Origin of the sequence: Pseudomonas weihenstephanensis (assembly GCF_016812185.1) — a bacterium.
Lineage (GTDB): Bacteria > Pseudomonadota > Gammaproteobacteria > Pseudomonadales > Pseudomonadaceae > Aquipseudomonas > Aquipseudomonas weihenstephanensis.
Map to the genome: position 1 here is coordinate 121,169 of NZ_JAAEBV010000006.1, position 10,575 is coordinate 131,743.

Sequence of the window (10,575 nt, forward strand, 5' to 3'; positions counted from 1 at the left end):
CGCGTTATCGACATGGAACCTGCTGCAATTGCTGTGCGGCCTCGGGCTGCTAATCGCAGGTGCCGAGCTGTTGGTGCGCTGCGCGGTGAGCATGGCTGCAAAAATGAAAGTTCGCCCCTTGCTGATCGGCTTGACCGTGGTCGCACTCGGCAGCAGCGCGCCGCAAATGACCGTCAGCCTGCAAGCGGCCTTCAATGACACTTCAGACATTGCCGTCGGCAGCGTGATCGGTAGCAACATCTTTAACGTTCTGGTCACCCTCGGGTTGTCTGCCCTGATCATCCCGCTGCGCGTATCCCGCCAGTTGGTGCGCCTCGATATTCCGCTGATGATCCTCGCCAGCGCACTGGTCTACGGGCTGGCCTTGAGCAAGGATCTCGACCGACTGGACGGCGTTGTGTTGCTCTGTGCCCTGGCGGTCTATCTGGGCATGCTGCTGCGCCAGTCACGCCACAGCAGCCACCATCACGCCAGCCACGACCAGCCGCAACACACGTGGCCACGCAATGTACTGATGATGTTCTGCGCCTTGCTCCTGCTCGGCCTGGCCGGTCATCTTTTGCTGACTGCCGCCGTCGACGTCGCGACCCAGCTGGGGCTGTCGGAACGCATCATCGGTCTGACCATCATTGCGGTGAGCACCTCACTGCCCGAGCTGGCCACCTCGCTGATCGCCGCTTTTCGCGGTCAACGTGAGATTGCAGTGGGCAACGTGATCGGCAGCAACGTCTTCAACCTGCTCGGCGTGCTGGGTTTCACCGCTTTGCTGGCACCCGCGCCGCTGTCCGTCTCGCCCAATGCCCTGGCGTTCGACCTGCCGGTGATGCTGGGGGTTGCCGTACTGTGCCTGCCCGTGTTCTACACCGGCTACCGCGTGACACGGGTTGAGGGGCTGCTGTTTCTGGGGTTGTATCTGGCGTATGGCCTGCACGTAGTGTCGTTCACCACCGGCATGCCACTGGCCGGCAAGCTCGAACACCTGATGCTGTTTTACCTCTTGCCGGCACTGTTGGTGTTTCTGCTGCTCAGCACCCTGCGCGCCTGGCGTCGACAACACTGAGGGGCCGTGCGAGGCGCACTCCATGCCGTAACGTGCGCAGGGTTTTGCACGCCACAGGCTTAAATCCAGCCACCCCACTGCAACACAAAGATCCCGATATTGGTGGTGATGGCGGCCATCAGGGTGGTGATCACGATAATCGCGGCGGCCAGTTCGTGATTGCCATTGGCGGCGCGGGCCATCACAAAACTGGCCGCGGCGGTCGGGCTGGCGAAGTACAGAAACAGCGTACCCAGTTCCGGCCCACGAAAGCCGCACAACCATGCGCCCAGCGTGGTGATGATTGGCAAGCTGATCATTTTGACCAGACTCGCACTGAGGGCCAGATCGCCACTTTTGCGTAAGGCGGCCAATGACAAGGTGCCGCCGATGCAAATCAACGCCAGTGGCAACGTCATCGCCGCCAGGTATTCGCCGCTGGCTTGCAGCCAATTGGGCAGCGCAATCTTGAACGCTGCAAACGGCACCGCGGCCAGCACGCTGATAATCAGCGGGTTTTTGAACACACTTTTGCAGATGCTCCACGGATCGGACTTGATCACCGGGCTGTACACCGCCAGTACGATGGTCGACAACGTGTTGTAAAGCAGGATGACCAGCGCCGCGAGCACAGCCCCCAAAGAGATGCCGTAGTCGCCGTACATGCTGGCAGCCAGTGCCAGGCCAATGACCGCGTTGTTACCGCGAAACGCGCCTTGGGTATAGATGCCACGGTCTTCACGCGGGCAGCGCCAGATCGACCATGTCCACGCCAGTGAAAAGCTGAGTAAGGTGGCCGCGGTAAAGTACCCCAGGACTTTAGGTTGTAATGCGGTGCTCAAATCCGCATGCAAAATACCCAGAAACAACAACGCCGGCATGGTGACGTTAAACACCAGAGCCGACGCAGTGTGGATAAAACTGTCGTTGATCCAGCCAACGCGCTTAAGCACGACGCCCAGAAACAACATGGCAAATACTGGAGCGGTGATGGTGAGCGTCTGAAGGAAAATAGCCAGCATGCCAAGCAATTCCGATTGCAATCGTTAGGCGGCTAATCTTATGTCAGCCACTGAGCCACTGCCTAGCCACTGAACACGCGCTGTCGTCGCTGCCGACGGCCGCGATTTGTGGCGCCCGGTTCAAGGGGCTCGCCGCTTGCGACAGCAACGACAGGCAATGATCAATCAAACTGTGCACACATCCAGCGGTGGTACTCGGCCACGCCGGGATCACCTTCACGCGGTGCCCAATGGGCCAGTTCGCCCTCACCCACAGGCCGATACGGCCCTGCTTTGCATTCGAACATCAAACTGTCGGCTTCAAGCACCACCAAACCATGAAACACCCCCGGCGGCAGGTCGACCCCAAGGCATTCGCCTCCCGCCACCAGCACCCGTTTGTCGAGCAACTGACCGTCCTGATCAAATATCAGCACGCCCAACTTACCCTTGAGCACCAACAAGGTTTCAGCCTTGTCACTGCTCAAGTGCCGGTGCGGCGGCACGTAGGTGCCGGGTTGCAGCCCCACCACCATGCGATGGCACGGCTCCTCCATCTGATGCAGGTTGTGGTGCTGACGACCACGGGGGTTACCGGCCGCTTTCTCAGCCAGTTCGTTAAACAACGTTTGATCGAGAAAGCTTGGGGTAATCATGGTTTCAACGTCCTTGTTTACATACCTTTAACGGCATAAATGCCGGCGGCGTTACGCCAGTAGCCTTTGTAGTCCATGCCATAACCGAAGACATAACGGTCAACGCACGGCAGGCCCTCATAGTTGGCTTTCAGGCCGGGACTGGCTTTGCGGTCATGGTCTTTATCAATCAGCACGGCAGTGTGCACTTGACGCGCGCCCGCATGGTGACAGAAATCAACGATAGCGCTCAGGGTGTGGCCTTCATCCAGAATGTCGTCGATGATCAATACATGACGGTCCATGAACGACACTTCAGGCTTGGCCTTCCAGAACAGATCGCCACCGCTGGTTTGGTTGCGATAACGCGTGGCGTGCAAGTAAGACGACTCAAGCGGGAATTTCAGATGGGTGAGCAGCTTACCGGCAAAAATCAGCCCGCCGTTCATCACACAAAAAACCACTGGATTCATCTCGGCCATGTCGGCCGTGATTTGCGCGCCAACGCGGGCAATGGCCGCCTCGACTTCAGCTTCGGTGTACAGGCAGTCAGCCTCTCGCATGATTTGACGGATATGCTCGAGATCAGCAGACATGACGCTCTCCAGGGGGGGTTGCTCAAGAAAAGCGGGCAAAGGTACGCATCCGCATGGCTCAGATCAAGCGTTTATGGACTAACGTGCACTAATGTCTGTAGGACATCACCCCGGATTAGATTAATCTAGGCCGGTTTTTTTGCCTGCCCCCGGAGTTTTCCCTATGCCCATCCGTGAGATCCGACATCCACTGATTCGTCACAAACTTGGCCTGATGCGCCGCGCCGACATTAGCACGAAGAACTTCCGCGAGCTTGCTCAGGAAGTCGGCGCGTTGCTGACCTATGAAGCCACCAGCGACCTGACCCTCGAAACCTACGAGATTGAAGGCTGGAGCGGGCCTGTTCAAGTTGAAAAAATTGCCGGTAAGAAAATTACCGTTGTGCCTATCCTGCGCGCCGGTATCGGCATGCTTGAAGGCGTACTGAGCCTGATCCCGGGTGCCAAAGTCAGCGCTGTCGGCGTGGCGCGTAACGAAGAAACCTTGCAGGCGCACACCTACCTGGAAAAACTCGTACCGGAAATCGACGAACGTCTGGCGATGATCATCGACCCCATGCTGGCCACAGGCTCCTCGATGGTTGCCACCATTGACCTGCTGAAGAAAGCCGGCTGCAAAGAAATTCGCGCCATGGTGCTGGTTGCTGCCCCAGAAGGCATTGCCGCCGTTCAAGCCGCTCACCCGGACGTGACCATCTACACCGCGTCGATCGATAACCGTCTGGACGAACACGGCTACATCATTCCGGGCTTGGGCGATGCCGGCGACAAGATCTTCGGCACCAAGCAAAAGGACGCCTAACATGCAGGACGAGTTCAATGACCCGCTCTGGCGCCAGATTATTTCTGGCGCGCAGATGCTCTTCGTGGCCTTTGGCGCGTTGGTGTTGATGCCTTTGATTACAGGCCTGGACCCTAACGTCGCGCTGTTCACGGCGGGTCTCGGGACTCTGCTGTTCCAGATCGTTACCCGGCGCCAGGTGCCGGTCTTTCTGGCTTCGAGTTTCGCCTTCATTACCCCCATCATTCTCGCCAAGGGCCAGTTCGGCCTCGCCGCGACCATGGGCGGCGTAATGGCAGCCGGTTTCGTGTACACCTTCCTTGGCTTCGCCGTAAAAATTAAGGGCACCGGTTTCATTGATCGCCTGCTGCCACCGGTGGTGATTGGCCCGGTGATTATTTCGATCGGTCTGGCAATGGCCCCGATTGCCGCACATATGGCAATGGGCCGGGCAGAAGACGGCACCGAACTGATCCACTACCAAACCGCCATGCTGATCTCGATGCCAGCGTTGCTGACCACACTGATCGTGGCGGTCTTCGGTAAAGGGATTTTCCGTCTGGTGCCGATCATTGCCGGCGTCTTGGTAGGTTTTGCGTTGGCGTTCTACTTTGGCGTCGTCGACACCGCCAAGATCGCTGCGGCCCCCTGGTTTGCCCTGCCGCACTTCACAGCACCGGAGTTCAACTGGCAGGCGATTCTGTTTATCGTCCCCGTGGCCCTGGCCCCGGCCATTGAACATATCGGCGGCGTTATCGCTGTAGGCAGCGTGACTGGGCGTGACTACCTGAAAAAGCCGGGGCTGCATCGCACGCTGTTCGGTGACGGCATTGCCACCACCGCCGCAGGCCTGCTGGGCGGCCCACCCAATACCACCTACGCCGAAGTGACGGGCGCCGTGATGCTGACCAAGAACTACAACCCGAAAATCATGACCTGGGCAGCGATCTTCGCGATCAGCCTGGCGTTTGTCGGTAAGTTCGGCGCACTGCTGCAAAGCATCCCAGTGCCTGTCATGGGCGGGATTCTCTGCCTGCTGTTCGGTTCGATTGCCGCCGTGGGGATGAACACCCTGATTCGCCATCAGGTAGACCTGAGCGAAGCGCGCAACCTGGTGATCGTCTCGGTGACGCTGGTATTCGGGATCGGCGGCGTATTGATCGGTACGGGGATGGGGCCTGAAGACTTCGGTCTTAAAGGCATCGCGCTGTGCGCCATTGTGGCGATAGCGTTGAACCTGATCCTGCCGGGCAATGACGCCTGGAAAAAGAAGAAAGGTGACGAGCCGATTCTCTAAACCGGCTTGCCCCTCACCCCCACCCTCTCCCATTGGGAGAGGGTGAAGGGTTTACAGCGCCAGCGGCGCTCTTTCACACAACGTATTCAATGCCGCCGCCCACTGCGGGCTGTCATTGAGACACGGCACCAGCACCAATTCTTCGCCTCCCGCCTCAATAAATTGCTCACGACCGCGATCGCCAATTTCTTCCAGCGTTTCGATGCAATCGGCCACAAACGCCGGGCACATGACCAATATCTTCTTCACGCCCTCTTTGGCCAACGCATCCAGCCGAGCCTCAGTGTAGGGTTCGATCCATTTCGCTCGTCCCAAGCGCGACTGGAACGCTACCGACCATTTACCGTCTGGCAAGCCCATGCGCTGGGCAAACGCTTCAGCTGTGCGCAAACACTGCGCGCGATAGCAGGTGGCCAATACGGCAGGTGAGGCGTTTTGGCAGCAGTCTTCACGTTTAAAACAGTGATTGCCGGTAGGGTCGAGCTTGTGTAAATGGCGTTCGGGCAAGCCGTGAAAACTCAGCAACAGGTGATCGTAATCCTGCTCCAGGTGCGGCTTGGCACTGGCCACCAAGGCATCCAGGTACTCGGGCTGGTCGTAAAACGGCTGCACAATCGAGAACTGAATCGGGAGTTTTTTGACCGTGACCACGCGTCTGGCTTCCTCAATCACCGTGGTCACGGTGCTGTCGGCAAACTGTGGATAAAGCGGCGCCAAGGTGACCTTTTTAATGCCTTGAGCGGCCAACCGGGTCAGCACGGTTTCAATCGACGGCTCGCCATAGCGCATGGCCAGCTCCACCGGCCCCTGCGTCCACTCCTGGGTCATGGCCTGCTGCAAGCGACGGCTGAGCACCACCAAAGGCGAGCCTTCATCCCACCAGATAGACGCGTAGGCATGTGCCGACTGCTCAGGGCGCTTGATCAGGATCAGCGACACCAGCAAACGTCTGACAGGCCACGGCAAGTCGATGACGTAGGGGTCCATCAAAAATTGGTTCAGGTAACTGCGTACATCCGCTACCGAGGTAGACGCCGGCGAACCTAGGTTAACCAGCAACAGCGCGTGGTCGGTCATGCAACATCCTATTTCAGAGGCGGGCGGACACATCATCAAGTGCCGCACGCAAATCGGTGAACTGAAAAGTGAAACCGGCTTCCAGCAATCTGGCAGGTGTTGCGCGCTGGCCACCCAATAATAATTGCGACATCTCGCCCAACAGCACACGCAATACAAACGCCGGCATGGGCATAAAGGCCGGGCGATGCAGCACACGGCCCAAGGTCTTGGCGAACGCTGCGTTACGTACCGGGTGCGGCGCGCAGGCATTATAAGGACCCGTCGCGGCATTCTCATGCACAAGAAAATCAATCAGGGCAATTTGGTCATTGATATGAATCCACGGCATCCACTGCCGACCATTGCCTATTGGCCCACCCAAGCCCAGCTTGAAGGGCAGCAGTAGACGCGACAAAAAGCCGCCATCGGCCGATAACACCAAACCCGTTCGCACCAGCACCACACGGATGCCCAGAGCCTGCGCCCGTTGTGCGGTCTCTTCCCATGCGATGCACAAATGGCTGGCGAAATCTTCGTTCACCGTAGGCGAGTCCTCGGTCAACTCGCGCTCAGCGCCGTCGCCATACCATCCCACAGCAGAGCCAGAGACCAAGACCGAAGGCTTGTGTTCGCGGCTTTCGAGCCAGGTCAGAAGGGTTTCTGTGAGCGTGATCCGGCTGCTCCAAAGCAACACTTTGCGTTTACGCGTCCACGGCCTGTCTGCGATAGGCGCGCCCGCCAAATTGATCACCGCATCCACCGGCTCCTGCCCAAGCGCATCGAGACGGGCGATACCTCTTACACCCGTGCCGCACAGTTCACTCACCTGCTCCGGGCGCCGGCTCCATACCGTCAAACGATGACCTTGCGCCAACCAGTGACGACACAGTTGGCGACCTATCAAGCCCGTACCGCCTGTCAGCAATATGTGCATCAGTTCAACCTCGCAGGGAGTTTTATCGCAAGCACTGGTCTATTTTTAAACAAAGACCCATTTCATCGGTCTGCTGGCTTGCATGAAGAATAGGCCAAATGACCCCAGCGAGCACGTAGAAACCTATACTAATAAATAGATTTGTACAGGTATTATCGACGACGTCGTCTGTGCAAACAGGAATCGAGGCCAATATGACTGTACCTATCGCAATAATCGGCACCGGAATTGCCGGGCTTTCGGCTGCACATGCCCTGCACAAGGCAGGGCACGCCGTGCACCTGTTCGATAAAAGCCGCGGCAGCGGCGGGCGCATGTCGAGCACACGCAGCGAGGCCGGTGCGCTCGATCTGGGCGCACAGTACTTCACAGCCCGCGACCGGCGTTTTGTCGATGAGGTTCAACACTGGCAAGCCAAAGGTTGGGCTAGCGAGTGGGAACCCCGCCTGTATAACCACAAAAATGGCCAACTGACGCCCTCTCCCGACGAGCAAACCCGTTGGGTCGGCAGCCCGCGCATGAGCGCCATTACCCGGGGCCTGCTGGAGCACCTGACAGTGACCTTTACTTGCCGCATTACAGACTTGTTTCGCGGCGAAAAACATTGGCACCTGCAAGATGCAGACGGCAAGGATCACGGACCGTTCAGCCATGTGATCGTGGCCACCCCCGCCCCCCAAGCCACGGCGCTACTGGCCAGCGCGCCGAAACTGGCCAGCGCCGCAGCCGGGGTCAAGATGGACCCGACGTGGGCGGTGGCGTTGGCATTCGAAACCGCCCTCGACACCAAAATGGATGGCTGCTTTGTACAAGACAGCCCGCTGGACTGGCTCGCGCGAAACAGCAGTAAACCCCGACGGGACAGCCAGCCCGACACCTGGGTGCTGCATGCCACCAGCGCCTGGAGCCGGCAAAACCTCGACCTGAGCAAAGAAGCCGTGATTGAACACCTGCACGGCGCATTTGCCGAGCTGATGCACGTTGCGATTCCGGCGCCCATTTTCACTCAGGCCCACCGCTGGCTTTATGCTCGGCCCGCAGCAGCCCACGAATGGGGCGCTTTGGCTGACGCCGACCTGGGCCTTTATGCCTGCGGCGACTGGTGCTTGTCCGGCCGGGTCGAAGGCGCATGGCTCAGCGGCCAGGAGGCAGCACGCCGCCTGCTTGAGCATTTGGAATGAATGGCAGGCGATTAAGGCCACTGCCGAGCAGTGCACGGCAAAACCTATACAAGAAGTTTGACTTGTACAATATCAAGCCTATGATGACCTCAAGTTGTACGTTAATAAAAAGATGTACAAGAAATTCTTGGAGGTTCATCCCATGGCCTGCATCGCCGCTACCGGACACAAACCGAAAATAGCCATCAGCGCCTGCTTACTGGGTGCTGAAGTGCGCTTCAACGGTGGGCACAAAGAATCGCGCCTGTGCAGCCAGACCTTAAGTGAACATTTCGAATTTGTGCCGCTGTGCCCCGAGGTTGCCATCGGCCTGGGTATTCCACGCCAACCCATCCGTTTGATAGGTGACCCTGCAAAGCCTCTCGCGGTGGGCAGTGTCGACAGTGCCCTGGACGTGACCCGGCCCCTGCACGATTACGGTGTGGCAATGGCGGCTTCCCACACGGATATTTGTGGCTACATCTTCATGCAAAAGTCGCCTTCGTGTGGCCTTGAGCGGGTCAAGGTGTATCAGGACGGGGGGCGGCCTGCCGAGTTGAGCGGGCGCGGCATCTACGCCCATGCGTTCTGCGCGGCTCACCCGGACTTGCCGGTCGAAGAAGACGGCCGCCTGAATGACCCGGTGCTGCGCGAAAACTTCATGACCCGGGTGTACGCCTACAGCGCCTGGCAGGCCCTGCTCAAACAGGGCATCACCCGTCGTACCCTCACCGAGTTCCACGCGCGCTACAAATACCAACTGATGGCACATCACCCGGTGCAGTACAAAACTCTGGGCCATTTACTCGGCAACCTCGGCAAGCAAGACCCGCGAGAAATTGCGCCGCAGTACTTCAGCGAGCTGATGAAGGCCCTTAAAAAATGCGCCACCCGCCGCACCCATACCAACGTATTGCAGCACCTGAGCGGCTACCTCAAAAAGTCCATCAGCCCCGCTGACAAACGCGAAATGCAGCACCTGATTGGCCAATACCTGCAAGGCATCGTGCCATTAGTGGTGCCGCTGACCTTACTCAAGCATCACTTTCGCCTCCACCCCGACCCTTACATCTCGCGTCAGGTTTACCTGCAACCGCATCCGGAAAATCTCAGCCTGCGAAATGCTATCTGACCATGAATGATGACTTGATCATGTCCAATACCCCTCACACCGACTACAGCCAGGCACTGGTTGAAGGCTGGCTGCCCATTCGTGACGTGTCACGCATCACGGGGGTGAATGCGGTGACGTTACGCGCCTGGGAACGCCGCTATGGCCTGATCGTGCCGCAGCGCACGGCCAAGGGCCATCGCCTGTTCTCGAATGAACATATCCAGCGTATCCAGCACATATTGCTGTGGCTCAATCGCGGGGTTGCTGTCAGCCAAATCAAACCCCTGCTCGATACCCCCGACGCGCCTGACGACTCACTCGCAAATGACTGGCAGGTTTGGCGGCAAACCCTGATTCAAGCCATCAGCGAATTGGCAGAGCGCAAGCTGGATGACTGCTTCAACCAAGTGATGTCGCTCTACCCGGCCCGCGCCTTGTGCGAGCAATTATTGATGCCGTTGCTCAAAGAGCTGGAACAACGCTGGCAAGGCCAGTTTGGCGCCCAACTGGAACGCGTGTTCTTCCACTCCTGGTTACGCAGCAAATTGGGCGCACGGATTTATCACAACAACCGCTCGCTTAGCGGCGACCCGGTGTTGCTGATCAATCATTCTGATCTGGCGTTCGAACCTCATCTGTGGCTCACCGCTTTGCTCATCAGCAACAGCCACTGCCCGGTTGAAATGTTTGATGCCCCACTGCCGGTCGGTGAACTGGGGCTGGCGGTTGAGCGCTTAAAACCACGCGCCGTGGTGCTGTACTCCAGCAAAACGCTGAACACCCACCAACTGCCAAAACTCTTGAACGGCATCGCGTGCCCCATCGTGATTGCCGGACCAACGGTATGCATCCATTACGACGTGTTGTCCGTAAGTACGACTGAGATCGCTGGACTGTGTCTGGCCAACGACCCCATTGAGGCCCACCAACGCCTCTTTCAACTCGGGCTGGTGTAGCAC

At 58.3% G+C, this 10,575-nt stretch carries 11 protein-coding genes; 6 read left to right on the plus strand and 5 right to left on the minus strand.

Going from position 1 to position 10,575, the window contains the following annotated elements; all coding sequences use genetic code 11:
- The first annotated feature begins 19 nt into the window (after positions 1-19).
- Positions 20-1,060 (plus strand): calcium/sodium antiporter, encoded by a 1,041-nt coding sequence (locus tag GYN01_RS19120; protein ID WP_048363678.1) that lies wholly within the window; start codon positions 20-22, stop codon positions 1,058-1,060.
- 59 nt (positions 1,061-1,119) lie between these two features.
- On the opposite strand, the gene GYN01_RS19125 is transcribed toward GYN01_RS19120, so the two are convergent.
- The 3 genes from GYN01_RS19125 to GYN01_RS19135 all read right to left on the minus strand — a co-directional run bounded on the left by GYN01_RS19125 (position 1,120) and on the right by GYN01_RS19135 (position 3,271).
- On the minus strand, positions 1,120-2,061 hold the full coding sequence (locus GYN01_RS19125; RefSeq protein WP_048400249.1) for an AEC family transporter: 942 nt from the start codon (positions 2,059-2,061) through the stop codon (positions 1,120-1,122).
- A 161-nt stretch (positions 2,062-2,222) separates the two neighbouring features.
- Positions 2,223-2,696, minus strand: coding sequence for a WbuC family cupin fold metalloprotein (locus tag GYN01_RS19130; protein WP_048400251.1), 474 nt, complete (start codon positions 2,694-2,696; stop codon positions 2,223-2,225).
- 17 nt (positions 2,697-2,713) lie between these two features.
- On the minus strand, positions 2,714-3,271 hold the full coding sequence (locus GYN01_RS19135) for a hypoxanthine-guanine phosphoribosyltransferase (protein ID WP_048363129.1): 558 nt from the start codon (positions 3,269-3,271) through the stop codon (positions 2,714-2,716).
- A gap of 163 nt (positions 3,272-3,434) precedes the next feature.
- On the opposite strand from GYN01_RS19135, the gene upp reads away from it, so the two are divergent.
- Together upp and GYN01_RS19145 are read left to right on the plus strand one after the other, a co-directional pair.
- Positions 3,435-4,073: a uracil phosphoribosyltransferase gene (gene upp / locus GYN01_RS19140; RefSeq protein WP_048363128.1), complete on the plus strand. Its 639-nt coding sequence runs from the start codon at positions 3,435-3,437 to the stop codon at positions 4,071-4,073.
- Position 4,074: 1 nt separating this feature from the next.
- Positions 4,075-5,349, plus strand: a complete 1,275-nt coding sequence (locus GYN01_RS19145; protein ID WP_048400254.1) for a uracil-xanthine permease family protein — start codon at positions 4,075-4,077, stop codon at positions 5,347-5,349.
- 51 nt (positions 5,350-5,400) lie between these two features.
- Here the strand turns inward: GYN01_RS19145 and hemH are convergent, their stop codons facing one another.
- Positions 5,401-6,426, minus strand: coding sequence for a ferrochelatase (gene hemH, locus GYN01_RS19150; RefSeq protein WP_048363126.1), 1,026 nt, complete (start codon positions 6,424-6,426; stop codon positions 5,401-5,403).
- Positions 6,427-6,439: 13 nt separating this feature from the next.
- Positions 6,440-7,342 (minus strand): TIGR01777 family oxidoreductase, encoded by a 903-nt coding sequence (locus GYN01_RS19155; RefSeq protein ID WP_048363125.1) that lies wholly within the window; start codon positions 7,340-7,342, stop codon positions 6,440-6,442.
- Positions 7,343-7,536: 194 nt separating this feature from the next.
- Here GYN01_RS19155 and GYN01_RS19160 point away from each other — a divergent pair, with 194 nt between their 5' ends.
- From GYN01_RS19160 to GYN01_RS19170, 3 genes are all read left to right on the plus strand, one after another.
- Positions 7,537-8,523 (plus strand): NAD(P)/FAD-dependent oxidoreductase, encoded by a 987-nt coding sequence (locus GYN01_RS19160; RefSeq protein WP_203307614.1) that lies wholly within the window; start codon positions 7,537-7,539, stop codon positions 8,521-8,523.
- A 142-nt stretch (positions 8,524-8,665) separates the two neighbouring features.
- On the plus strand, positions 8,666-9,634 hold the full coding sequence (locus GYN01_RS19165; RefSeq protein ID WP_203307615.1) for a YbgA family protein: 969 nt from the start codon (positions 8,666-8,668) through the stop codon (positions 9,632-9,634).
- A 2-nt stretch (positions 9,635-9,636) separates the two neighbouring features.
- Positions 9,637-10,572, plus strand: coding sequence for a MerR family transcriptional regulator (locus GYN01_RS19170; protein WP_048363122.1), 936 nt, complete (start codon positions 9,637-9,639; stop codon positions 10,570-10,572).
- Positions 10,573-10,575 lie beyond the last annotated feature (3 nt).

Bases quoted from the DNA above. Each gene is read 5' to 3' on its own strand.
- GYN01_RS19125 (WP_048400249.1), bottom strand. From the start codon at position 2,061: ATGCTGGCTATTTTCCTTCAGACGCTCACCATCACCGCTCCAGTATTT.
- GYN01_RS19130 (WP_048400251.1), bottom strand. From the start codon at position 2,696: ATGATTACCCCAAGCTTTCTCGATCAAACGTTGTTTAACGAACTGGCT.
- GYN01_RS19135 (WP_048363129.1), bottom strand. From the start codon at position 3,271: ATGTCTGCTGATCTCGAGCATATCCGTCAAATCATGCGAGAGGCTGAC.
- upp (WP_048363128.1), top strand. From the start codon at position 3,435: ATGCCCATCCGTGAGATCCGACATCCACTGATTCGTCACAAACTTGGC.
- GYN01_RS19145 (WP_048400254.1), top strand. From the start codon at position 4,075: ATGCAGGACGAGTTCAATGACCCGCTCTGGCGCCAGATTATTTCTGGC.
- hemH (WP_048363126.1), bottom strand. From the start codon at position 6,426: ATGACCGACCACGCGCTGTTGCTGGTTAACCTAGGTTCGCCGGCGTCT.
- GYN01_RS19155 (WP_048363125.1), bottom strand. From the start codon at position 7,342: ATGCACATATTGCTGACAGGCGGTACGGGCTTGATAGGTCGCCAACTG.
- GYN01_RS19160 (WP_203307614.1), top strand. From the start codon at position 7,537: ATGACTGTACCTATCGCAATAATCGGCACCGGAATTGCCGGGCTTTCG.
- GYN01_RS19165 (WP_203307615.1), top strand. From the start codon at position 8,666: ATGGCCTGCATCGCCGCTACCGGACACAAACCGAAAATAGCCATCAGC.
- GYN01_RS19170 (WP_048363122.1), top strand. From the start codon at position 9,637: ATGAATGATGACTTGATCATGTCCAATACCCCTCACACCGACTACAGC.